The sequence below is a fragment of the Staphylococcus sp. HMSC62B09 genome (assembly GCF_001839115.1).
GTDB classification, from domain to species: Bacteria; Bacillota; Bacilli; order Staphylococcales; family Staphylococcaceae; genus Staphylococcus; species Staphylococcus haemolyticus.
The window spans coordinates 92,872-118,055 of sequence record NZ_KV840149.1 but is presented as its reverse complement, the minus strand read 5'-3'; the positions used below and the strand labels follow the sequence as shown (position 1 = coordinate 118,055).

Below are 25,184 nucleotides of genomic sequence, written 5' to 3'. Positions count from 1 at the left end.
AAGAAATTCTACAAGCTAAGCAAGCTGGGGATACGACAAAATAAATTTTGAGAAATTATTATTTCTGTCCCACTCCCGTGCTTTTAATATTTTTTAAACTGATAAATATCTAACTTGAGTGATTGACAAAAACTAGGGAACAACCTATCATCAATAATGAAAACGTTTTCATTAAAGGTGGTACTATGGCAACAATAAAAGATGTAGCTCAGAGAGCAGGGTTATCTATATCGACGGTTTCAAGATATTTAAATCATCATCCTTATATTTCTGAGGATAAGAAAATTAAAATCCAACAAGCGATGGATGAACTTGATTATGTGCCAAATTCAGTCGCTATGCAATTGCGTTCTAACAAGTCGTATACGATTGGTATCATTGTACCTAGAATTACGAATCCATATTTCGCGTATTTGATTGATGCAATTGATAAAAAAATTAAAGGCACACCATACCATATGTTAATTATGCAAACATATAATGATAAAGAAGAGGAATTAAGATTATTAAATATGTTTAAGCAAAGACAAATTGCTGGTGTGATAATGGGCGCACTTGAAAATGACATAGAGGTTTTAGAGACGTATACGAAATATGGACCTATTATTTTATCGGCAGATCAGTCAATGCAGTCTGATAAAGTGAAGATTATACATACCACCCAACGTCAAACGACGTATGATGCCATTCAATACTTAATTAATAAAGGATATCGAAACATAGCTTATTGCACGGACAATAATTACTATGATCATTGCTTCAATAAACCTAGAAATGTCGGATTTAGAGTAGCGATGAAAGATAATGGTCTAGATATTAGAAATGAATGGATTTTTAATAATGTTCATACAATTGAAGATGGTGAGCAGATAGGGAAAATATTGTTGCGACAAGAACAGTTACCAGATGCTATATTTACAGGTAGCGATGAAGTGGCATTAGGGTTAATGCACTTTATGACTGCCCATCAAATAGATATTCCTAACCAAATCGCCATTTTGGGATATGATAATCAACCCATTTCTAGTTTATTGAAGATTCCATTATCGACAGTCAATCAACCAGTCAATGACATTGGTATGCAATTGATTAACTATTTATTGGCATTACTTGAAGAGACAGAATTTGAAATCAACAATAATGTATTAAAATTAAATAACGTAGAACGACAAAGCACATAAATAGAGCTTTCCATTTCGAATTTCAAACGAAGTGGAAGGCTTGTTTTGATTTATAAATCAAACAAGGATACTTAAATATTGTAAGTAATTATTTTTATGTGTAAAATGTAAATAACATCTATGTATAATACATGCAAAAGTTAATAAGGGGATGAGTAGCATGGTAAATGTAAAAAAACAAAGAATGAAAATTTACGTACTAGACAATGGACGCATGAAGATGGATAAAAACTTGATGATTGCTAATTCAAACCAAGCGACGATGGATAATCCAAATCAGCCTAATGAAATGCATGAATTTCCTATTTATACTGTATTCATTGATCATCCTGAAGCAAAGATTTTATTCGATACAGCATGTAATCCAAATGCTATGGGAGATAATGGGCGTTGGATTACAGTAACACAAAAAGCGTTTCCATACTTTGCTGACGAAGCATGTCATTTACCTAATCGACTTGAACAAATTGGCATAGACCCTAAAGATGTTGATATTGTTGTGGCCTCTCACTTGCACTTAGATCATGCAGGATGTCTTGAATACTTTACAAATGCGACTGTCATAGTGCATAACGATGAACTCAACGGAACAATGCAATCTTATGCACGTAACCAAAAAGAAGGTGCGTATATATGGGCGGATATAGACGCATGGATTAAAAACGATTTAACTTGGAAGACTATGAAACGAGATGAAGATTATTTAAAACTCGTAGATGGCGTTAAGGTCTTGAATTTTGGCAGTGGTCATGCATGGGGCATGATTGGCTTAGAAATTGAAACTGAAGAACTTGGAACAATTATTCTCGCCTCAGATGCTATTTATACGAAAGAAAGTATGGAACCAACACTTAAACCTCCAGGTATATTGTATGATTCGGTTGGTTGGACAAATTCTGTAGAAAAGATAAAAAAATTAGCAGCAGAGAAAAACGCACAAATTTGGTTTGGCCACGATGGAGCACAATTTGCAAAATTTCGAAAATCAACAGACGGATATTATGAATAGGGACTTTCAAGGGAGTGTTTAATTATGAAAACAAGAGCAGCAGTATTATATGAAATGGAAGCATCTCAACCTTATAAAGAATCGAAACCTTTAAAAATTGAGAGCTTAGAGTTAGAAGATCCTCATGAGCATGAAGTATTGCTAAAAATACATGCAGCAGGGCTATGCCATTCAGACTTATCAGTAATTAACGGCAGTAGACCTCGATCTTTACCAATGGTACTTGGTCATGAGGCAACTGGCGAAGTATTAAAAGTTGGAAGTAGTGTCACAAGGGTGAAAGAAGGTGACCATGTAGTTTGTACCTTCATTCCAAGCTGTGGTAAATGTATATCATGTAAAGAAGGACGTCCAGCTTTGTGTGAAAATGGAGCTAAAGCAAATGAAAAAGGCGAAATGTTAGAAGGAGGTATTCGATTATCTAATGAAGATGGACAAGTATATCATCATTTAGGTGTCTCTGGATTTGCAGAACACGCAGTTGTCTCTGAAAATTCTATTGTAAAAATCAGTGATGAAATACCATTTGAACGTGCAGCAGTATTTGGTTGTGCTGTCATTACAGGTATTGGTGCTGTGATGAATACAGCTCAAATTCGTCCAGGTAGTAATGTTGCTGTAGTTGGACTAGGTGGTATAGGATTAAATGCCATTATTGGTGCTAAGTTAGCAGGTGCAAATGAAATTATTGCATTAGATATTAATGAAGACAAATTTGATTTAGCTAAGCAGTTTGGAGCTACCGCGACATTTAACTCTAGTGATGATGATATAGATGAACAAATTAAAGAATATGTGCCTGGCGGAGTAGAATATGCATTTGAAACAGCAGGGGTTGTTCCAGCAATGCAAGTCGCCTATAAAATTACTAAACGAGGGGGTACTACAGTAACAACGGGCTTACCTCATCCTAAAGATGAATTTTCATTTCCACAAGTAACATTAGCTGCAGAAGAACGGACAGTTAAAGGTTCTTATGTAGGAAGCTGTGTTCCTGATAGAGATATTCCTCGTTTTATAAGTTTATATAAACAAGGAAGATTAAACATTGATCCACTCATTAGTGAAGTGATTACTCTAGATGATATCAATGAAGGATTTGATAAATTAGCTGGTGGTGATGTCGGTAGAATTATTGTTAAAATGCATTGATTGAAATTAAAAATTTGAGACTGAATAACGAAAAGTCCTCTATTTCAAATGAATGAAGTAGAGGACCTTGTTGTATAAAGTCAAAATTAAAGTGCTTTCTCCACTTTCCAATACACAATAAACATATACCACAGCATTACTACCAATTCTATGCCTAAACCAGTCATGATGATAATGTCAGTACTTCTCATCATACCTACAATTTCAATCACTACTCCGATAATTCCAAACAATAATAACACCCATAAGTATTTTAAAGAATAGATGCCAAATTGTTTTTGTGCTTTAATCCAATTACGATCATTGACCATTGATTTCGTTGTTCGATAACCGTACCAACGATTGCGCTCGGTAGGTGGATGGAATTTAAAGATATAACCAAAGCAACCCATAACAAAGCTTAATGGCAATAATATCATATTATAAACTCCCTTAATAATTTATCGACTATACAACTAAATGATATATTAAAATTTTTTCTTATCCAAATTGCATTAAAATTAGTAATTGTCTAAAATGAAAATTAAAGAGTTCGTTAATAAATGTTATGCAACTCAACTAAAATATGTTTTGAATATAAAAGACGTTGAAATTCTTCAATGAAAGAAGGCGTACTTTGTGATTAAGTATTATGTTAGTTGTTTAGTACTATTTTTCACTTTTGCAATTCTCTGTGGCATGGCACTGGCTGAAGATGTTACTGATGAAGCATCAGTGGTTGCAGTAGGAGATAATTTAATACACCCCGTTGTCTATAATGATGCACTGCAACAAGATGGGTCATTCAATTTTAAGCCTATGTATTTACATATTAAGAACGACATACAATCACCTGACCTTGCATTTATTAATCAAGAATCTCCATTAGGTGGGGATGATCGCCCATTTTCAGGATTTAAGAACTTCAATACTCCGAGTCAGATTGCTCAAGATGTTGTCGAAACCGGATTTGATATGGTAAATGGTGCCAATAATCATTCATTAGATCAAGGTGATGAAGGTGTCCTAAATCACCTCAAGACATGGAATAAGTTTGATAAACAAGTTTTATTTACAGGTATTTTTAATTCGGAAAAGGACGCTCAAACGATACCAGTTATGACTGTGAATGGTATTAAGGTGAGTTTACTTAGTTATACATATGGTACAAATGAAATGACATCACAATATCCTTACACAATTAAAACGTTTGACGAAGCTACTATTAAACAGGATATACAAAAAGCAAAACAACAAAGCGACGTAGTGATAGTGTCTGCCCATTGGGGAAATGAAAATCACCATACACCAAATAAGACACAGAAGAAATACGCTCAATTATTTGCGGATGAGGGTGTAGATGTTGTCATTGGTACACACCCACATGTCATTCAACCGGTTAAATGGGTGAAGAGTAAGCGTGATAATCATCAAACACTTGTCGCATATTCATTAGGTAACTTTCTGAATGGGCAAAATACTGGAGATGAACATAATCAATTATTAGGAAGACTAAATTTTGATATAGTTAAAGCGCCTAAAGGTGCACATATTGAAAATGTGAAGTGGACGAGTATGGTCAATCATTATCAACAGTGGGATCCTACCAATAAAGACACGAGACATGATTTTGAAGTGTATAATTTAGATGATTATAATGAGAAATTAGCCCAACAACATGGATTAATAAACGATAAGAAAAGTCAATGGGATATAAAACATCTTCAAGATATCACGAAAGATGTCATTGATTCTGAATACTTGGATGAAAAGAGTATATGATGCAAAAAAGCCTGTGACATGGTAGAACATGCGACAGGCTTATTTTAATAATTGTAGATGACCTATTTATTCTGTGCTGCAAAGGCTTTTGAAATGTCGCGAAGTTTAGCTGGTGCGTCATCCCACTTCATTGTGACTTCAGTGAAGTGTAATTGCTCTGGAGCAGCGTTAATGGCGTCAAAGACGTTCTGTAAGTCATTCGATGTTTTCACGTCATGCACAATAACATTATCGCCACCGAACACTTTAGGTAAGGCTTTATAATCCCACATACGGATATCATTGTACGTTTCTTCCATGCCGTGGATTAAACGTTCTACTGTATAACCATCGTTATTAATCACAAAGATAATCGGTTTGATATCTTGGCGGATCATCGTAGATAACTCTTGAACTGTAAGTTGTAATGAGCCATCCCCGATTAGTAAGATGTTACGGCGATTTGGATCAGCCATTTGCGTACCTAAAGTAGCTGGTAGAGTATAACCGATAGAACCCCATAATGGTTGTCCTATAAACGTCATGTCTTTCGGTAAAGCTAAATCATACGCACCGAAGAATGATGTACCTTGCTCAGCTAATAAGACATCATCCTCTTTAATGAATTGTTGCATCATGTCAAAGTAAGTTGATTGCGTTAAGATATCATCTGATAATGCGACTTCTTTTGATGTCCCTTTTTCAAAAGTAGGGAACGAGCCCTCATATCGATAATCAATGGTATTAAGTCCATCAATTAAGCTAGGTAGCGTCACATCTTCAGCAACCGTTTCATTCAATTTAAAGTTATGATGATTAAGCATAACCACATCATCAATATCAAATTCATAAGAGAAACCGGCTGTAGCTGAGTCAGTTAATTTAGCGCCAATATTTAAAATGGCATCACTGTTATCGACATAATCTTTAATTTGGTCTTCTGCAATTTTGCCATCGTAAATGCCAATATAATAGGGGTTCTCTTCGTTAAATGCCCCTTTACCTAATGATAATTGAGCGACTGGAATGTGTGTTTGATTAACAAATTGCTCGAGTGCTTTGTGTAAGTGAAAACTGTTGATTTCATGACCTGTGATAATGACTGGTTGTGAAGCGGAGCGTAGTTTGTCAGCGACCATATTAATATATCGATCAACATTTACGTCTGGAATTGGTGCGACATCATACTCTGAATCTACCTCGATTTCAGTCATTGCAACATCAATAGGAAGATGAATGTGCACTGGGCGACGTTCATGAATAGCAGCATTAATGACTCTAGGGATTTCAGTTGTTGCGTTCTCAGCAGTAATGTATGCTTGCGCTGTCGTAATGTGTTCGAACATCTTTTGATAGCTATCGAAACGACCTTCACCCAATGAATGGTGCACATACTTACCGGCTTGTTCTACTGCTTGCGTTGGCGCGCCTGTAATTGCAATCACTGGGACACGTTCAGCATACGAACCTGCGATACCGTTAACAGCACTTAATTCACCAACACCAAATGTAGTAACGAGCACGCCTAGTCCATTGATACGTGCATAGCCATCTGCAGCATAACTACCATTAAGTTCATTAGTCGTTCCTACCCATTCAACGCCTTCATGACGTACGATGTCATCTAGAAAAGCTAGGTTGAAGTCTCCTGGCACGCCAAAGATTTTGTCGACGCCTGCATGATGTACTGCATCCATTAAGTATTGTCCTACACGTTGTTTCATATTCATTCCACCTTTATTTATAAATTAGAATACACTTACAATATAATTATATTGGCTAATAAAGTCAATTTAGTTGACCTTTTTTCGACTGTTTTTTGAAAATTGATTATAATGTGTATAATCATTCATAAATGGAAAAGGAAAGAAATCTATGGATAGTAATAAAAATGATTATGAACATATGTTATTTTACTTCGCATATAAGACATTTATAAAAACGGCAGATGAAATTATTGAAAAATACGACATGAGTCGTCAGCACCATCGCTTTTTGTTCTTCATTAATAAATTGCCTGGTATTACCATTAAGCAATTATTAAAGACATTAGAAATCTCTAAACAAGGATCACATGCGACGTTGCGTAAATTGAAGGAAGAAGGGTTAATTGTTGAACAAACATCTGAAGAAGATCGACGTGTGAAACAATTATTTCCAACGCCTAAAGGCAGTAAGTTAGTTGATAAATTAAATAAAGCACAAGATGAATTAATGCAGAGTACCTTTCAGAAGGTAGGACATGATTGGTATGACATCATGGAAGAACTATCGAATTACAGAGAAGGATTTCAAGATATTCAGCATTTGAAAGATGAGAAGTAAATAGGATTGAATAGTAAAAAGGCATTGCGTAAATGACTACGCAATGCCTTTTAATATGCTTATTAGAAATTTTTACCCATTTCTTGTGCTTCAGTAATTGAAGCGGCTTTAATTTCTTCTGTTCTCTCTGGTTCCGCATTATGACCTTCAATAATTACATTTTCGTATGAAGGTACACCTAAGAATGTCATGATTGTTCTTAAGTAACGGTCGCCACTTTCAACATCTGCAGCTGGACCTTCTGAATAGAAACCACCACGTGATTGAATGTGTAATACTTTTTTATCTGTTAAAAGACCTTGAGGACCTTCTGCAGTGTATTTGAATGTTTTACCTGCAATTGAAATTGCGTCAATGTACGCTTTCAATACAGGTGGGAATGATAAGTTCCACATTGGTGAAACGAAAACATATTTATCAGCTGAAAGGAATTCTTCTAAAATTTCACTGAAACGATCAACTTTTTGTTGTTCATCTTGATTAAGTTCATCGCCATTTCTTAATTTACCGCAACCAGTTAATACATCTTTATCAATAACAGGGATATCTTCTTTGAATAAATCAATGTGCTTCACTTCATCACTTGAATGATTATCTTTGTATGAATCAATAAATGCTTTACCAGCAGCCATAGAATTAGAAGCTAATTCATCTAATGGGTGTGCTGTAATGTATAATAATTTTGCCACAGTCGTGCACCTCATATATATTTATTTCGAAATCGATATAATTAATATACTCGATTTTCAAAATAATACAATACTTTTCATGAAAAATCAGACCAATGGTGTATAAGATAATTAAACGTGACTTTAAAAATGAACAATTTTAAGTGTATAATATAGGTAAATTTAGATTTTAATATTTAAGAAATCTAATAAATGTAGAACCTTAAAGGAGTGACAGACATGAAGGGATTATTAATTACAGTAGTTTTAGGCGTAGCTGCATATGTTGGTTTCAAAAAATACCAAAACAAAGTAAACGAAATGCCAAATATTGAATATTAATGTTTTAAGCCAAGATATCTCTGTGTAGAAATATCTTGGCTTTTTTATATTTATGTAAATTACATAATTATTGTTTGTTGGAGAGACCTTAATTGAGGAAGAGGATAAATGTAAGTATAACTTTTTAAGACAAATAATGAATTTATTGCATAAGGACATATATTGACCGTTCAAAATTGTATAATGTACGGATAAAGAAATCTGAAAGTTTTACTCGGAATTACATAGCTATAAAATGAATTTTTATAAATAAGCTACTAATTCATTACGCAAGTAGTTTATTTATTGCATATTTACATGATAGTTACATTAGTTTTAACGTAAATTCTAACTAATATTATAAGATAAAATGTAATGGTTTTGATGAATGTAAAGAATATATTTTGTAATGTTGAAGAAAAACAAAATTAATTCGCAATTACAAAAAAATAATATTGAAGCACGTCCAGTATGGAAACCAATGCACTTACAACCATACTTTGAATCTTATGATTATATAATGGTTGATGGTATAGATAACAGTGCCTATTTATTTGACCATGGAGTATGTTTACCATCAGGTTCTGATATGACAGATGAGCAGCAAACACGAGTGATTGAAATTATTAAAAGTCTATAAAAAATGAGTGATTAATATTATGAAAAAAAAGAAATCAACTACTTTTAAAGTAATTATTACAATACTGATTATATTATTAGTACTTATTGTTGCTGCAGCTATTTTTGTCTTTACGAAATTACATTCATTAAATAATTCAATTAATGAATCCTTAGATAGAGATCATTCCCAATTAAGACAAAAGGCAGCAAAAGAGGGAGACCCTATGACGGTTGTGCTTTACGGTATAGATGACGATGCTGAAAGACAGCAAGAAAATCTCGGGCAACGTAGTGACTCTATCGTCTTGATGTCAATTAACCCAGAGGATAAAAAAACTGTAATGGTAAGTGTACCTCGTGATACACGTGCTAAAATTGTTGGACATGGAACTACCGAAAAAATTAACCATGCTTATGCATATGGTGGTCCCAAAATGGCAGTCAACTCATTGGAAAAATTAATGGATGTACCTGTTGACCATTATATTTCTATTGATATGGATGGCGTTAAAACAGTAGTAGATGAACTTGGTGGAGTTACAATTACGAGTAATGGCTCTTTTATAACTAAAGATAGTACCAATACCTATCAATTCACTAAAGGTGAGCAATACAAAATGGATGGTAAAAAAGCTTTAGCTTACATGCGTAGTCGTAAGGAAGATGGTGCTGGTGGCGATGAAGGTCGTCAATTGCGTCAACAACAAGTAATTACAGCAGTTGCTAGAGAAGCATTCTCTGTTAACTCAGTAACTAAATTAAACGGTATATTCAAAGCTGCTCAAGATAACTTGAAAACAGATTTAAGCTTCGTACAGTTAAATCGCTTCAAATCTGACTATGATAAAGCACAAGACAATGTTAAACGTTTAACAATTAACGGTCAAAATGCACTTGGTGATGACAATCTATACTACTTCTATCCTGATAAAAATAGTCTAAAAGAAGTTAATGAGAAATTAAAAGAAAACTTAAATCTTAACTAAATGAAAGCACCTTGTCGATGATATAAATCATTGACAAAGTGCTTTTAAATTGCAATTAACCTTTATTATACTTAAATTTTTAGTCTTAATTATTGTTGGTTTTGATTAGATGTTACATCGTTATTAAAGAAATCAAAGATATTTTTTGCGCTATCTGTATTATCATTATTACCAGCAAATTTATTTTCACCTGGTCCATGTGCATATGTGTTTACGTCTTCACCTGTATGACCATAAGTAGTCCAACCAGTGTGAGATTCATCGTTGATTGGTTTTTGAATCGCATCTTGAAGTTTAGTAGTTGCTGCAGCTACTTTTTCATCGTCTTCACTTTTAGCTTTATCTTGAGATTCTTTCAATTCTTTAGCAGCGTCTTTAACTTTATCCATTTGTTTAGAAGGGAATTCGATACCATAACCTTCGTTGATTACTTTTTCAGGATCTTTGCCATCTGCAATTTGTTTAGTCATGTAGCTACCAGAGTGTTTCATTTTATGAATTGCTTCTGGATTCCATACGTAATCTTTCCCTTTAGCAATTGATAAACCACCAGTTGAATGATCGGCAGTTGCTACAACTAAAGTGTCTTTGTGTTTGTTTGAGTAGTCTATTGCATTTTGGAAAGCTTTTTCAAATCCGCCCATTTCTGACATAACACCAGTAATGTCGTTAGGGTGTCCTGATTTATCGATAGACGCACCTTCGACCATTAAGAAGAACCCTTTATCATTCTTTTCTAGTTTAGATAAGGCACTGTTTTCCATATCTACTAATAATGGATTACTTTGTGGTGCATCGATTTGTAAAGGCATATCTTTTTCAGAGAATAAACCTAATACTTGATCACTTTGTGAATTAGCAAGTTCATCTTTGTTTGTTACATAATCATAACCGTCTTTTTGGAACTTATTCGTTAAATTACCATTTTCTTTACCGAAGTATTTAGAACCGCCACCTAAAATAACATCAGCTTTATGTTGACCATTAATTTTGTCATTGTAAAACTGTTGCGCGATTTCGTCTTTCTTATCACGGTCATCAACGTGTGCAGCATATACGGCTGGTGTTGCATCTGTTACTTCAGCAGTTGTCACAATACCAGTTGATTTGCCAAGTTCTTTCGCTTTTTCTAGAACGGATTTTAATGGCTTTTTATTATTATCTACTGAAATTGCACCATTATATGTTTTGTGACCAGTTGCAAAGGCTGTACCACCTGCAGCTGAATCTGTTACATTCTCTTTAGGGTCATTAGGGTTAGTACGGTTAGTACCCTTTAAATATTTGTCAAATGCAGTTTGATCTAATTCTTTAGTATTTGGATTGTCGGCATAGTAACGATAAGCTGAATTGTATGCAGGTCCCATACCATCGCCGACCATGAAAATAACGTTTTTAGGATTCTTTGTGTTACCGATGGCCATGTAATCTTCATTTTGTCCTTGTTGGCCTTGGTTACCTTCGCCAGAACCTGACGCGAATGACACGTGTGTTGTCCCTAATACAGATGCAGCTAAGATTGAACTTGCTACTGTTGTTTTACCAAATTTATTGATGAAACTCATTTAAAAAAAGCCTCCTAATATGTATATTGTATAGTTGTTACACTATTCATATTAAGAAATTTAATTTGATTTTCAGTTAGTATAAAGTTATTTTTAAGTAAAGTAATTGTAAACAATTATTAATGAATAGAATTTATTTTATATTTAGTTTTATCATATGTTGTAAACGTTTTACTTTTATAATTGTTAAAAGTGAGTTATAATACCAATAAATAAAATAGTTCGTCTTATTAAGAGTGAGTGGAGGGAATTGGCCCTATGAAGCTCCAGCAACTGCGTTTGACGTGAGGTGCTAAATCCAACAGGAGTTCCTGAAAGATAAGAAGATGTCCGTGAGCGCTTCTTATTTAAGGAGGGCTATTTTATTTACCCAAATTTAGAAAAGGTGGTAAATCTTATGGAAACATTGAAAGAACTATTTGAACAATTAGACTATTGGGAGCAATATTCACCAAAGAGCTATGGTGGAAGTATGTTGAGAGTAGCCAAAATAGGAGAAGCCAAAACACAAATATACGACAGTATTTCAATAGAAGATATTAGAACTTACATCTTAAATAAAAAGTAATATCTAATCTGTACTTATGAGTCGCAATTAAATTTATAATCTTTATTATGATTGAAGCGGTACGTTGAAATAGTCATTATTTCGGTATCGCTTCAGTTTTTTGATGTTCATTTTATAAGTAAAGTTGTAAAATGAAGACTAAGACGATGTATCAATCAAATATAAAATATAGAGGTGTTCAATCGATGATATTTGTAATGTTATCACCACTACTCATCATTGGATTTATCGCATTATCAATAATGGAAGAACGTAAACGTAAAAAGAAAACTGAACAAAAAGAAGCAGAATTTGAAAAGGAAAAGAATAAAGTTTCAAATCCTGATTATGACGACGACCACAAAGCTTAATAAATCATTAGTAATGAAAGGTGAGCAATATGAAAGTATTCATCGTGGAAGATGATTTTATCATTGCAGAAAGTTTAGAGCAAGAGTTATCGAAATGGAATTATGAGGTCATCGTGGCTAAACAATTTGATAATATTATCGACGTATTTCATGCAAATCAACCGCAACTCGTATTGCTCGATATCAATCTACCGACATTCAATGGCTATCACTGGTGTCAGGAGATACGTAAGACTTCTAATGTACCGATTATGTTTATTAGTTCAAGAACCGACAATATGGATCAAATTATGGCAATTCAAATGGGCGGCGATGACTTTATCGAGAAACCATTTAATTTATCGTTAACTATAACTAAGATTCAAGCATTATTACGTAGAACGTATGATTTAGCAGTGTCTAATAATGAAATTACTGTTAAAAATTGCAAACTTGTTGTAGATGAAGCAACACTTTACCATGAAGACGAATCGGTTCAATCGGTTCAATTGTCCTTTACTGAATTACAAATCTTAAATATGTTGTTCCGCAATGTAGGTAAGTATGTCAGCCGTACCGCATTGATTGAAAAGTGTTGGGAGTCGGAGAATTTTATAGATGACAATACTTTAGCAGTCAATATGACACGATTGCGTAAGAAATTACAATCGATAGGTGTTATAGATTTAATTGAAACTAAGAAGAATGTTGGATATAAGGTGTCTTAATTATGCTGAAAGCTTTTATTAAATCAATATTAAATGAAATTATTATAGTTATCACATTTATATTATTATTCTTACTTATCTTCTTTCTATTTAATTTGCCACTGAGTGCGTATCTATTAGGTGCCGGAATAATGCTATTCATCATGATAATTTATTGGTTAGTACAATTAAGTGGGTTTAGAGAACAAGTTCAGATGAGAGACACTATTCATGAACTAGAGCATGAATTGCAACAGGTGAAAAGTGATCAAACTGAATATCAAGCTAATGTGGAGAATTACTTCTTAACGTGGGTTCATCAAATGAAGACGCCTATTACAGCATCTAAATTGTTGTTAGAGCGTAATGAAGATAATGTCGTCAATCGAGTGCGACAAGAAATTATTCAAATTGATAATTATACAAGTTTAGCGTTAAGTTATTTAAAATTGATGAACCAAGAAACGGATATGTCCTTTTCAAAAGTAAAGATTAATGACCTTGTCCGTCCATTAATTATGAAATATTCTATTCAATTTATTGATCAGAAGACAAAGATTCATTATGAACGGTGTGAGGATGAAGTTCTGACCGATGCACAATGGTGTTCGATTATGATTGAACAGATTCTAAATAATGCATTGAAGTATGCGCGAGGTAAGGACATTTGGATTACGTTTGACCAACAACAGCATGTATTGACTATTCGTGATAATGGTGTCGGTATTAGTCAAGCTGACTTACCGAAGATCTTTGATAAAGGCTATTCAGGATATAATGGTCGATTGAATGCTAATTCATCAGGCATTGGATTGTTTATTGTTAAACATATCTCTCAACATTTACATCATCATGTAGATGTACAGTCTGAGTTGAACAAAGGTACGGCATTTAGTATTTATTTCCCGAAAAATAATTAAACTTTCAATATTGTAAGCTAGCCAACAACATTTGTAAGAAATTATCAATGTTGTTGGCATTTTTTTGTTTTATGATAGAGATAACAAAAGGAACATGAGGTCTTAAATTATTGGATTACATCTTCATTGTGATCATTTTTGTAAAAAATTATTAAAGAGAGCGAGGTTGAAGCGATGTTATTAGACGTCAAAAATGTAAAGAAAACGTTTGGCAGAGGGTTAAATGCGACTACTGCGCTGAATGGCATTTCATTTACAGTTGATAAGGGAGAATTTGTAGCCATTATGGGTGAGTCGGGTTCAGGTAAATCCACATTATTAAACTTAATTGCAACGTTTGATAAAGTGTCTGAAGGCAACATCACTATTAACACTCAAGATATTCGCAAGTTACGTAATAAGCAAATTGCGCATTTTCGTCGTGATAATCTTGGCTTTGTCTTTCAAGATTTCAACGTCTTACCAACTATGACGAATCAAGATAACATCTTAATGCCACTTGTGCTTGCTAACCGCTCTCATAAAGTAATGGAACAGCGTATGAATGCGCTAAGTTCTAAATTAGGTATTGAGAAATTACTTTCTAAATACCCGTATCAAGTTTCTGGTGGTGAACAACAACGAATTGCGATTGGTCGTGCATTAATCAATGAACCCGATTTACTGCTCGCCGATGAGCCGACCGGTGCGCTCGATTCAAAGACTTCGAAACAAATCATGACGCTATTTCGAGAAATTAATGATAATACGCAAACGATATTAATGGTAACTCATTCAACTATCGATGCGTCTTATGCTAAACGAGTATTATTTATTAAAGATGGACGTTTGTATCATGAAATTTACCGAGGGGAAGAATCGCAACAAGATTTTCAAAAGCGTATCGCTGATAGTTTGGCTATTCTGAATGAAAGTGGGTACTAACATGACCATACATATGCTCTGGAAGATGATTGCTCAAAACTTCAAGATGCAGCGACATGTGATCATGCCCTTTATATTAGCACTGAGCATCATGTTCGCAACGGAATTTATTCTATTATCTTTAAATATGAATGACTACGTCCAAAAACGAAGTCAGCTATTACCTATATTTATTGGTGTGGGAAATTTCTTTATGAGTGTCTTGGGTTTTATATTTATTTTATATGCCAATCGCTTCATGATGAAACATCGTCAACAGGAACTTGCGATGAACATGATACTTGGAATGGAGAAGAAACATTTCCGAATGATTAGGCTCATCGAGATGGTATATCAATATGTTTTAATCGCGGTTATCAGTATAACTGGTGGCTATCTCTTTGGCGTATTAATTTTTATGCTTATGAATAAATTAATGCATCAAACGGGCATGTTGCTATTGGATTATCCTTTTGATGTGAAAGCGATGTGCATTACTTTAATTATTTTAGCAGCGGTAATGTTATTTCTCTTCTTGATTAACAATTTAAAAATATTATTCCAAAGTCCTATTAAATTAATACATCAACGTCAAAGAGCTGAAAGAAAGTTACCCAAATTTGTATTATACGTTTTACTAGTTATTGGAGTTGTTACGTTATTTAGCAGTTATCACATTGCGCTCTCTAATCAAATGGTATTACGCTCGTTATATGATTTGTTCGGTGCAATTGGCTTGGTTATGATTGGGACATATTGCTTATATTTATCGTTAGGCGTTTTACTATTAGATTGGTTAAAACGAATCCCTAAATGGTATTATAATCCCAAATACTTTTTTACCATTTCAGGATTGCAGTCTAGGATGAATTCAAATGCGATTGGACTTGCAAGCATCACGATGTTATGTACATTTCTAATTGTTACTGTGGGTATGACGATTTCAACTTATAGAGGGATATCGAATCAGGTCGATTCTATTATGTCGGATCAATATAGAGTTTCAATGGATGGAAATCTTCACAATAATAAGAAGACTCAGGAGAAAGTACGTCATTTGGAACGTGATATTAAAGATCATGCTAAAGTTGATTTCTTTAAGAAGAATGCAGTTTCACTGATTGCGGTGGATTACAAACAACCAGGATTATTTAAACATCGTAATAATAAAGATTATAATATGACGATTAATAGTACCTATCTCGTGATTATGACACAGCACGATTATAATGAGCTAAATACGAAGAAGGTTAAGTTGAAACATGGGGAATTAGGATTTGAAAGTTTAAATCAACCTTTTAAAAAATTAAGAACTGCAACAATGATGGGGGACCAATTCAATATTAAACAGTTAAATGGTCATAATTATTCGTATCCAGTTCCAGGAGCGTTAACTATTATTACTCCAGATGATAAGACATTCCAACAATTAAACAATTATTATGTCAATGCTGATAAGAACGACCATCATGGCACGCAGAAAGTTCAAAATACATTTATGCATTTTAATATCATGACAAAGCATACATCTGATTTTGATAAGTTGAAAAATACATTAATGCAACGCTATAAAGTGAGTATTGATGATAAAAAAGAAGTGGCGGGCACATTATATGAAATTAATGGAGGACTTATCTTTATTGGAACGGTAGTGTCTATCATTTTATTCATTGGCACATTTCTAATGATGTATTATAAAAATGTTGCAGAAGGATATGAGGACCGTAAGAATTATCAAATTATGCAGCAAGTTGGTATAGATAATGACAGAATTAAAGATACCATTAATAAACAAATTATATGGATATTTGCATTGCCAATTATTGTCGCAACGATTCATGTTATCTTTGCTTCAAAAATAATATATAACGTGTTAAGTATTCTGAATGTTAATCATGTTGGTGTGTTTGTGACAAGTTATGTCGGTGTTATTATTTCGGTTGTTGTTATGTATGCGTTGATGTATTGGATTACATCGCGTATTTATTACATGATTGTTAATCGATATCACTAGATCGAGTATTAAAAATTTGCCATACTTTTTAAAAATTAAGTGTAACCTAATCATCGGTAGGGTATACAACAAAAAAAGGAGGCGTAAAAATGGCTAATCAAACAAACGATAATACATTACATCACACGCAAAATAACAAGATTAAACGCACGGTTGAACATATCCTTACTTGGCTAGGGGTTGTATTGCAAGCAATAGCTGCAATCATGTTCTTAGTTCTTAAACCTTTAATGGGAAATAATAACTTTAAAGATCAAATGATTAGTGAATCTCAAAAGCAAGGTAATTCAGTATCTACTTCAGAATTGAATCAAGGTATTGATGCTTTAGGTAGTTTCATTAGCTTCTTAACTTGGGGTGCTGTAATTTCACTAATTTTAGCGATTATTGGCGGTATTTTAATTAGTAAAAAACCTAAAATTGCAGGTATCTTATTAATTATTGCAGGTCTAATTGCATTATTGTCTAACTGGATTAGTTTTATTCTTTGGATCGTAGCTGGTATTATGCTACTTGTAAGAAAAGGTAAGAAAAAAGATAATTACGCTAATGGCTATTATGACAATAACAACCGTCGTGAAAATCATCATGATGATAAAGATGTTAACGCTAAAAACAATGCATTCATCTTAGATGAAGAAGATAAAGCGAAAGAAAAAAGAGATATTAAAGAACATTATTCTAATGATGATGTTCATAATGGTAGTCATAACCATTCAAATCACAATGATAACAATCGTTATGACAATAATAATCATGACCGTTCTAATTTAGAGCGTAATGATTATCAAGAGTCTAATCGTCGGGATGACTTACATCGTTCAGATGAAGACTTTAACCGTCGTAATGATGTAGATTGGTCTTCAGATGACCGTAAAGACAATAACTTTAATCAAAATAAAGAGCACAATCATAATCATCACAATGAAGAACGTAGTCAATTTGGTTCTCATAGTGATAGATATCAAGATGAAACACATAAAGATTTAAATGATTTTGATAAAGATCGAAATGAGCATAAAGATAACGATTTTGTACGTGATGAAGCAGACAAATTGAAAGATAAAAAAGATAATGACCCATATAAATATTAATAGTTGAGTCGTTTAAAGAGTGAGACGAATGTCTCGCTCTTTTTAATTGTAATAAAGAAGTCGGTGACGTCCCTAAGTTAGCATCACCGACTTTACGTTAATTTCTATTATATGGATAAATAAAATGAATTTTCTACAATACTACTAGTCTAAGCTTCTCTCAGACAATGCTTATTTCAACATGACATTTTTGCTACTATGATAAAATTGCCTGGCGGTCACCTCTGTCTCTTTTTTAAAGTAAAAAATACGCAACCTTCACTATAGAAAAGTTACGTAAATGATAGATGTGAGTTTATATGAAATAAGGCATGACATATCTAGACCTTAATCAAGTTATCTACGATTTCGTCCACACTTTCCTACGCTAGTACCATCTAGTTCAGGTTCAAAGGGTTTGGAGTATGACTCCATCTCAGTTTGAAAACACCCCTAGTGCATATTTTTATACTATGTATTTAATTTAGTATTTTTAATTTTAGAAGTCAAGACTGTAATTTGACTAGTTAGAGTTAATGTGAATAGCCGATTATAAAACAATTTCATAAGTCTACAATACAAATTCGCATTAGCTGACTGAACTGATAATAAGTTTAAAATTAACCTCTTCTTAGTACTAGTTATCCTTGCGAGAGTTGAAAAGCGAATTCAAAACGAATTCTGTTCAACTCCCTTAATTGCAAAAAGTATTGTTATTATCATAAAATGAGCATTGCATAATTTTGACCCTGTTAATTAATACTTTTTCAAACAAATAATCAATAGTAAACTTAGCAAATATTAGAAGAGGAAGGAGGTTAATCATGACCTTTACGATTGGATTAGTGCCATCGCCAGGCGTTGCACATAAGCTCGTCGATAATGCGATACCAAAGGTTCAACAACATTTACATGACCGAATTAAGGATGTGGATGAATGGCATTTCGAGAGTAAAGTAGATTTATTAATAGGATCTGCTGAGGATGTACATGAGAGTATAGATAAAGCAGCAGAATTGAAGAAAGAATATGAATGGGATTTCGTTATCTGTATTACAGATTTACCAAGTATCTCAGGTAATAAAGTTGTTATTAGTGACTTTAATAGTGAAAAGCAAGTTTCTATGCTTTCATTACCTGCGTTAGGTTGGATTAATTTAGAGCGTAAGTTAGTGAAGAGTATGACAGCACTAGTTGAACAGTTATATCACAATAATACGAAAGAGCGCCCCAAAGTGCATCCACTGATTAAACCTAAAGCTGTTGATCCTCGAGAAGATGAAAGTTCGAAAAGACGTTATATTAATCGCTACTTTATATTAGGATGGTTGCAGCTTATTTTAGGTTTAACGCGAGCGAATGAGCCATGGAGGAATTTGTTTAATTTTAAGAAGATTATTTCCGTTGCATTTGCGACAGGGACATATGTTTCTATCTTCTCTATGCCATGGGAGTTAAGTGTTCAATATTCAACCTTAAGATTTATTGTCTTAATGATTATTTCTATATTAGGTATGGCGGGATGGTTATTATACGCGCATCAGTTATTTGAAGGAAAAACAGCAAAGTCTCAACGTGTTTATCGCTATGTATATAACGCGACGACATTACTTACTTTAGTCATCATTACATTGATGAATTACGTAGTTTTATATGTATTACTATCTATTAGTATTTCATTATTTGTACCTGTAGGTTTATTTAATAGTTGGACGAGTGCAAATCCTGATTTCACATTTATAAATTATTTGAAATTATTATGGTTTGTATCATCGCTTGGTTTATTAGCGGGTGCAATGGGCTCAACTGTAGAAAATGAAGAGAAGATACGACGTATTACGTATTCTTATCGCCAATATCATCGTTATAAAGAAGCGCAACAAGAGGAAAAAGAGAAAAAAGAACAACAATCACAAGATGTATCGCAACATGACGTGGAACAATCTTCATCAAACAAAGAAAGTAATGATGATGAACAGTATGAAGGTAAAAAACAAGATCATAGAGAGGAGGATGACGCATGAATGAAGCTAAAACAATCGGTTTAGTTGTTGCTCCTGGTGTTACAGAAAAATTAGCTGAGAGTTTAATGGATGATATTCCGAACATCTTATCTCACCAGAATAACAACCAACATGACTGGGAAGTGGATCTCGTGGTTGATCCTCTGACAGGCTACGCAGAATCCGTTGGCAAAATTTTTAAAAAGATACAAGATTATCATGATAAGCGAGAATGGGATTATGTCGTTGCAATTACAGATTTACCTATGTTTCATGATGAACGTGTGTTAGCACTGGACATCAATAAGAAGAATGGTGCTGCTGTCTTTTCTTATCCTGCATTTGGTTGGCGCCCAGTTAAGAAACGTTTTAAGAACGTCATCGTTGCGATAATCAATGAAGTGCATCATTCTGAATCTGAAAAGAATGATTATGATGACAATAATCATGTAACATATGCAGTTAACAAACAATTTCCATTATCTAAAATTGATAAAACTGAAGTACATTTAGATGAAACAGATAATGATCATTTACGCTATTTATCCAATACTAGGTCAATGGGAATGGTTCGGCTTGTGAGTGGTATGACATTTGCAAATAATCCACTTAATATGATGGCAAGCCTTAGTAATATTGTGGCAATTGCTTTTACCACTGGTGCATTTGGCTTAATATTTACGACTATGTGGCAGATGAGTATGGAATTCTCAATGTGGCGTCTATTTGGAATATCTATTATCGCAGTCTTAGGTATGTTACTTTGGATTATGATGTCTCATGATTTGTGGGAATCTGTCAAACAAAGTCGTAATAAACGAATTACATGGTTATATAACTTAACTACAGTGATGACGCTCTTTGTAGCTATTATCATTTATTACATTATTCTCTACACATTATTTTTAATTGCGGAACTTGTGTTACTACCATCTAATTTCTTAGGGCAACAGGTAGGGTTAAAAGGACCGGCTGGAATTGATTTATATCTAAGTATTCCTTGGTTTGCTGCTTCTATTTCAACTGTTGCAGGTGCGATTGGTGCTGGATTATTAAATGATCAACTAATCAAAGAAAGTACTTATGGTTACCGACAACAAATGCGATATGATGATAGAGATAAAGATGAAGGATAACGAGATTAAAGTCGAGAAGCGTGAAGCTTTCTTCGGCTTTGTTTTTTAGGTAAATTTATATAAAAAGATTATAGAAAATAATTGGTGCTTAATTTAAAATTAAATATAATGTAGGTGTCAAAACAAATAAGAGTCCTAAATTCACAACAACTACTTAGATTTAGCAACATGAAGTGAAGGAAGGTAATATCAAGAATTTTTGTCCTAGATGTGGTAATAAAATAACTAAAGAGCAACGATTTTGTAGTAAATGTGGCAATGATTTACGCGTATTTGAAGATGATTCGATTGAGTCACAATATGAGGTAGCTGAGCGTAAGCCAAGCATTTGGCTATTTATATTAGTTGTCTTAGTTGTTATTGGGATTATAGTCAGTTGCTGTTTTGCTTATTATCATTTCTTTTTAAAAGAAGGGAAACAAACGGAGCAGACTACAACTACAACAGCGCATTTGAAGAAAGATAAAGAAACAACGGATGACGATAAAGTGTCTAATGATCCTATTAAAGCAGAAAAGCAAAAAGCGAAACAAAGTGAAGATGAAAAAGACAAAGATGCGATTCATTCACAAGCACCTAAAATTGATGTCATGAGTGAGGATTTCCATAAGTCATTTATGCAAAAGGATACAAGGGATGCTTACATGGGAATTAAACCTGGCATGACTAGAGCAGAAGTGGAAAAAAGATATGGCAGATCCAATCGTGTTTTTCACAAAGTGGGCATGGATAATCTATATACCATTTATGGTGATTTAGCAGTGGTCTATGAATTGAAAGGTAATACTGAAGTAGTAAGAGGAATTGGCGTGTCACCCTCAAATGTTGATGAGCAAACATTTATTAGTAAATACAGTGATTATGAAAAAAATAATGATGCTGGAAGTTATATTTATAATACCGTGAAAAATAATGGCTTTGAAATTTTAGTAACTACAAAGAACGATAAAATTGCTTTGATTCAGTGTATTCCAGAAAATCATTACTAGGGAAAAGTTGAAACGTTTAGGGAGTGTGACGGATGCAAAATGGAATCAATGTCCTACTCCCTACTTCTTTATATAATTCTCCTCAGAACCTTGACTTTATAGCAAAATCTCGATAAAGTAGTAACATATTATTCTGACAATTCTGATAGGTATTAGATTAATAAATTTGTGAAATTTTAGGGGGGACCATAAGTTTATGTCAGTACCGACAATTACGTATGAGAATTTTGAAGGTGACCCTTTCATTGATTCTATTTCTACTGACGATGCAACTAAAGGCGCTTATGAAATATTAGAATGGGCGTATCGCACATATGGTGATTCCATTGTTTATTCATGTAGTTTTGGTGCGGAAAGTATGGTTTTAATTGATTTGATTTACCAGATTAAGCCAGATGCACAAATTGTCTTTCTAGATACGGATTTACATTTCCAAGAAACGTATGACTTGATTGATAGAGTGAAAGAACGCTTTCCAAAACTTCGTATTGAAATGAAGAAGCCTGATTTAACGATTGAGGAACAAGCGGACAAATATAATCCGGCATTGTGGAAGAATAATCCTAATCAATGCTGTTATATAAGAAAGATTAAACCTTTAGAAGAAGTGTTAGGTGGCGCTGTTGCTTGGGTTTCAGGTTTACGTCGAGACCAATCGCCAACACGTGCAAATACGAACTTTATTAATAAAGACGAACGTTTCAAATCAGTGAAAGTGTGTCCTTTAATTTATTGGACAGAAGATGAAGTTTGGGACTATATTAAGAAACATGATTTACCTTATAATGTATTGCATGATCAACATTATCCTAGTATTGGCTGTATCCCATGTACCGCTCCTGTATTTGACTCAGATGATTCTAGAGCAGGGCGTTGGTCGAATTTCGATAAAACAGAATGTGGCTTACATGTTGCTGATAAACCATAATGCGTTTGGATAAAAATTTTTAACCATAAAACATAGTACTCTGATATGTTTTAAACAAAATCTACAAATATGTCCGACAATAGTGTACAGACGGACATATTTCTTACATAATAAAAGTAGTATAAAGCTTTTATAAAATGATTGTTATTTTACGGAATAAGAGGTGGATACAATTGAATTTAAGTGTTACAAATAGTCCTTTTACAGAAGGACAAGCGGCACAAATTAATGAACTCTTACAAACACTTACACCTGAACAAAAGGTATGGTTAAGTGGATACTTAGTTGCTAATCAACAATTGACGTCAAATGGAACTGTACCATCACAAACAGGTTCAAGTTCAACAAATGCAAATGGTCTAACTGAAGGCACAGAAGCAATGCTTCAACAAAACGAGCCTGTCATCACGCCGGAGAAACGAGCAATTACACTCTTATATGGTTCTGAAACAGGTAATGCACAAGGGTTAGCTGAAATATTTGAAGAACGCTTATCAAATATAGGTCATAACGTGACATTGAAAGCAATGGACGAATTTAAACCTAAGAACCTAAAAAATGTTGAAGATTTATTCATTATCACTTCTACTCAAGGTGAAGGGGATCCACCTGATAATGCAGCTGAATTGCATGAGTTCATTCATGGTCGTAAGGCACCTAAACTTGAAGGTGTGAGATTCTCAGTTCTAGCATTAGGGGATCAAACGTATGAATACTTCTGTCAAACAGGTCGTGATTTTGATAGAAAACTAGATGAATTAGGTGCTGAACGTATATATGATCGTGTGGATTGCGACGTTGATTATGAAGAAGACGCTGAAAAGTGGATGGCAAATGTAATCAATGCGATAGATACTGCACCAGAAGGCACTCAAAATGAACAAATTGTAAGTGAATCAATTAAATCTGCGAAAGAAAAGAAATTCTCTAAAGCAAATCCATATCAAGCAGAAGTCTTAGAAAACATTAACCTTAATGGACAAGGTTCAAATAAGGAAACACGTCATATTGAATTTCTATTAGATAATTTCGGTGAAGATTATGAAGTTGGAGACTGTTTAGTCGTTCTACCTCAAAATGACCCAGCTTTAGTTGATTTATTAATTAGCACATTAGGTTGGGATCCGAATGATCAAGTTCAAATTTCAGATGAGGGTGACACATTAGGATTAGAAGAAGCCTTAACAACTCATTTTGAAATTACGAAGTTAACGAAACCGCTTCTTATCAATGCGGCGTCATTCTTTGAAAATGAAGAACTTAATGAAAAGGTTGAAGATAATGAATGGGTTCAAAGTTACATTGAAGGTCGTGACTTAATCGACTTATTAAATGACTTTGCGACAACAGAACTTCAACCAGAAAATTTATATCAATTATTAAGAAAATTACCACCTAGAGAATATTCAATATCTAGTAGTTATCAAGCGCTACCAGATGAAGTGCATATTACAGTTGGGGCAGTTAGATACAACTCACATGGACGTGACCGTTCAGGTGTATGTTCAGTTCAATTTGCTGAACGTATTCAACCAGGTGACACTGTTCCAATTTACTTGAAACGCAATCCAAACTTCAAATTCCCTAAAGAGGGTGACACACCAGTTATCATGATTGGACCTGGAACAGGTGTTGCACCATTTAGAGCATACATGCAGGAAAGAGAAGAGCATGGATTTAAAGGTAATACTTGGTTATTCTTTGGTGATCAACACTTTACAACAGACTTCCTATATCAAACAGAATGGCAAGAATGGTTGAAAGACGGCGTGCTAGGAAAAATGGATGTTGCATTCTCAAGAGACACTGGTGAAAAAGTATACGTCCAACATCGTATTGCTGAACGCAGTAAAGAATTTAATGAATGGCTTCAAAAAGGTGCTTCACTTTACATTTGTGGTGATGAAAAACATATGGCGAAAGATGTACATCAAGCTATCCGCAATGTTTTAATGAAAGAACAAAACTTATCTGAAGAAGATGCTGAAGCCTACCTTAAACAAATGAAGAAAGATAAACGTTACCAACGCGATGTGTACTAATAGA

General features: G+C 33.8%; 23 protein-coding genes, 1 pseudogene and 2 riboswitches. Of the genes and pseudogenes, 20 read left to right on the top strand and 4 right to left on the bottom strand.

All coding sequences use genetic code 11. The features are described from left to right. The first annotated feature begins 185 nt into the window (after positions 1-185). The 3 genes from HMPREF3265_RS07205 to HMPREF3265_RS07195 all read left to right on the top strand — a co-directional run bounded on the left by HMPREF3265_RS07205 (position 186) and on the right by HMPREF3265_RS07195 (position 3,342). A complete protein-coding gene (locus HMPREF3265_RS07205) occupies positions 186-1,181 on the top strand; it encodes a LacI family DNA-binding transcriptional regulator (RefSeq protein ID WP_037551475.1) in 996 nt (331 codons plus the stop codon). 160 nt (positions 1,182-1,341) lie between these two features. Further along, a complete protein-coding gene (locus HMPREF3265_RS07200) occupies positions 1,342-2,190 on the top strand; it encodes an AhlS family quorum-quenching N-acyl homoserine lactonase (RefSeq protein ID WP_070861209.1) in 849 nt (282 codons plus the stop codon). 24 nt (positions 2,191-2,214) lie between these two features. Next, the gene (locus tag HMPREF3265_RS07195) at positions 2,215-3,342 is read left to right on the top strand and encodes a zinc-dependent alcohol dehydrogenase family protein (RefSeq protein ID WP_070581017.1); all 1,128 of its coding nucleotides are present in this window, start codon (positions 2,215-2,217) and stop codon (positions 3,340-3,342) included. Between the two features lie 86 nt (positions 3,343-3,428). On the opposite strand, the gene HMPREF3265_RS07190 is transcribed toward HMPREF3265_RS07195, so the two are convergent. Beyond that, the gene (locus HMPREF3265_RS07190) at positions 3,429-3,761 is read right to left on the bottom strand and encodes an SdpI family protein (RefSeq protein WP_037551487.1); all 333 of its coding nucleotides are present in this window, start codon (positions 3,759-3,761) and stop codon (positions 3,429-3,431) included. A 259-nt stretch (positions 3,762-4,020) separates the two neighbouring features. On the opposite strand from HMPREF3265_RS07190, the gene HMPREF3265_RS07185 reads away from it, so the two are divergent. After that, positions 4,021-5,103 carry a CapA family protein gene (locus HMPREF3265_RS07185; protein WP_176743870.1) on the top strand — a complete coding sequence of 361 codons (1,083 nt, stop codon included), beginning with the start codon at positions 4,021-4,023 and terminating at the stop codon, positions 5,101-5,103. 62 nt (positions 5,104-5,165) lie between these two features. Here HMPREF3265_RS07185 and HMPREF3265_RS07180 read toward each other — a convergent pair whose 3' ends face one another. Further along, complete coding sequence (locus HMPREF3265_RS07180; RefSeq protein WP_070839740.1) at positions 5,166-6,806, bottom strand: alpha-keto acid decarboxylase family protein; 1,641 nt, start codon at positions 6,804-6,806, stop codon at positions 5,166-5,168. Positions 6,807-6,957: 151 nt separating this feature from the next. Between HMPREF3265_RS07180 and HMPREF3265_RS07175 the strand changes: the two genes are divergently transcribed. Continuing rightward, positions 6,958-7,407, top strand: a complete 450-nt coding sequence (locus HMPREF3265_RS07175; protein ID WP_037551495.1) for a MarR family winged helix-turn-helix transcriptional regulator — start codon at positions 6,958-6,960, stop codon at positions 7,405-7,407. 62 nt (positions 7,408-7,469) lie between these two features. Here the strand turns inward: HMPREF3265_RS07175 and HMPREF3265_RS07170 are convergent, their stop codons facing one another. After that, the gene (locus HMPREF3265_RS07170) at positions 7,470-8,096 is read right to left on the bottom strand and encodes an FMN-dependent NADH-azoreductase (protein WP_070581013.1); all 627 of its coding nucleotides are present in this window, start codon (positions 8,094-8,096) and stop codon (positions 7,470-7,472) included. A gap of 219 nt (positions 8,097-8,315) precedes the next feature. Between HMPREF3265_RS07170 and HMPREF3265_RS12240 the strand changes: the two genes are divergently transcribed. The 3 genes and pseudogenes from HMPREF3265_RS12240 (at position 8,316) to HMPREF3265_RS07160 (ending at position 10,003) form a co-directional block, all read left to right on the top strand. Further along, the gene (locus tag HMPREF3265_RS12240) at positions 8,316-8,417 is read left to right on the top strand and encodes an SE2200 family small protein (RefSeq protein WP_016930637.1); all 102 of its coding nucleotides are present in this window, start codon (positions 8,316-8,318) and stop codon (positions 8,415-8,417) included. A 400-nt stretch (positions 8,418-8,817) separates the two neighbouring features. Beyond that, positions 8,818-9,036, top strand: a pseudogene (locus HMPREF3265_RS07165) (DegT/DnrJ/EryC1/StrS family aminotransferase); the annotation flags it as partial. A gap of 19 nt (positions 9,037-9,055) precedes the next feature. After that, positions 9,056-10,003: an LCP family protein gene (locus HMPREF3265_RS07160; RefSeq protein ID WP_070440973.1), complete on the top strand. Its 948-nt coding sequence runs from the start codon at positions 9,056-9,058 to the stop codon at positions 10,001-10,003. Positions 10,004-10,092: 89 nt separating this feature from the next. Here HMPREF3265_RS07160 and HMPREF3265_RS07155 read toward each other — a convergent pair whose 3' ends face one another. Then, entirely contained in the window at positions 10,093-11,568 is a 1,476-nt protein-coding gene (locus tag HMPREF3265_RS07155; protein WP_070861208.1) for an alkaline phosphatase, read from the bottom strand. A 224-nt stretch (positions 11,569-11,792) separates the two neighbouring features. After that, a riboswitch (SAM riboswitch) is annotated at positions 11,793-11,893 on the top strand. Positions 11,894-11,965: 72 nt separating this feature from the next. On the opposite strand from HMPREF3265_RS07155, the gene HMPREF3265_RS12600 reads away from it, so the two are divergent. The 12 genes from HMPREF3265_RS12600 to HMPREF3265_RS07105 all read left to right on the top strand — a co-directional run bounded on the left by HMPREF3265_RS12600 (position 11,966) and on the right by HMPREF3265_RS07105 (position 25,180). Beyond that, positions 11,966-12,136: a hypothetical protein gene (locus HMPREF3265_RS12600; protein WP_176744128.1), complete on the top strand. Its 171-nt coding sequence runs from the start codon at positions 11,966-11,968 to the stop codon at positions 12,134-12,136. Positions 12,137-12,321: 185 nt separating this feature from the next. Then, positions 12,322-12,486 carry a hypothetical protein gene (locus tag HMPREF3265_RS12595; protein WP_016930641.1) on the top strand — a complete coding sequence of 55 codons (165 nt, stop codon included), beginning with the start codon at positions 12,322-12,324 and terminating at the stop codon, positions 12,484-12,486. Between the two features lie 29 nt (positions 12,487-12,515). Beyond that, a complete protein-coding gene (locus HMPREF3265_RS07150; protein WP_070440967.1) occupies positions 12,516-13,193 on the top strand; it encodes a response regulator transcription factor in 678 nt (225 codons plus the stop codon). Between the two features lie 2 nt (positions 13,194-13,195). Then, positions 13,196-14,092 (top strand): sensor histidine kinase, encoded by an 897-nt coding sequence (locus HMPREF3265_RS07145; protein ID WP_053036308.1) that lies wholly within the window; start codon positions 13,196-13,198, stop codon positions 14,090-14,092. Positions 14,093-14,266: 174 nt separating this feature from the next. Beyond that, positions 14,267-15,016: an ABC transporter ATP-binding protein gene (locus HMPREF3265_RS07140; RefSeq protein ID WP_070440961.1), complete on the top strand. Its 750-nt coding sequence runs from the start codon at positions 14,267-14,269 to the stop codon at positions 15,014-15,016. Between the two features lies 1 nt (position 15,017). After that, positions 15,018-17,009: an ABC transporter permease gene (locus HMPREF3265_RS07135; RefSeq protein ID WP_070861207.1), complete on the top strand. Its 1,992-nt coding sequence runs from the start codon at positions 15,018-15,020 to the stop codon at positions 17,007-17,009. Between the two features lie 89 nt (positions 17,010-17,098). Continuing rightward, positions 17,099-18,103 (top strand): DUF4064 domain-containing protein, encoded by a 1,005-nt coding sequence (locus HMPREF3265_RS07130; protein ID WP_070440955.1) that lies wholly within the window; start codon positions 17,099-17,101, stop codon positions 18,101-18,103. Between the two features lie 342 nt (positions 18,104-18,445). Continuing rightward, positions 18,446-18,547: riboswitch (TPP riboswitch) on the bottom strand. Between the two features lie 359 nt (positions 18,548-18,906). Then, positions 18,907-20,106, top strand: a complete 1,200-nt coding sequence (locus HMPREF3265_RS07125) for a 5,10-methylene-tetrahydrofolate dehydrogenase (RefSeq protein WP_070581006.1) — start codon at positions 18,907-18,909, stop codon at positions 20,104-20,106. After that, complete coding sequence (locus tag HMPREF3265_RS07120) at positions 20,103-21,221, top strand: 5,10-methylene-tetrahydrofolate dehydrogenase (RefSeq protein WP_070440949.1); 1,119 nt, start codon at positions 20,103-20,105, stop codon at positions 21,219-21,221. The genes HMPREF3265_RS07125 and HMPREF3265_RS07120 overlap by 4 nt, the downstream gene beginning before the upstream one ends. A gap of 173 nt (positions 21,222-21,394) precedes the next feature. Further along, positions 21,395-22,210: a zinc ribbon domain-containing protein gene (locus HMPREF3265_RS07115; RefSeq protein WP_070440946.1), complete on the top strand. Its 816-nt coding sequence runs from the start codon at positions 21,395-21,397 to the stop codon at positions 22,208-22,210. A gap of 196 nt (positions 22,211-22,406) precedes the next feature. Next, positions 22,407-23,138, top strand: a complete 732-nt coding sequence (locus HMPREF3265_RS07110; RefSeq protein ID WP_070440943.1) for a phosphoadenylyl-sulfate reductase — start codon at positions 22,407-22,409, stop codon at positions 23,136-23,138. A gap of 173 nt (positions 23,139-23,311) precedes the next feature. Beyond that, positions 23,312-25,180, top strand: a complete 1,869-nt coding sequence (locus HMPREF3265_RS07105; protein ID WP_070440940.1) for an assimilatory sulfite reductase (NADPH) flavoprotein subunit — start codon at positions 23,312-23,314, stop codon at positions 25,178-25,180. The last annotated feature ends 4 nt before the right edge of the window (positions 25,181-25,184 follow it).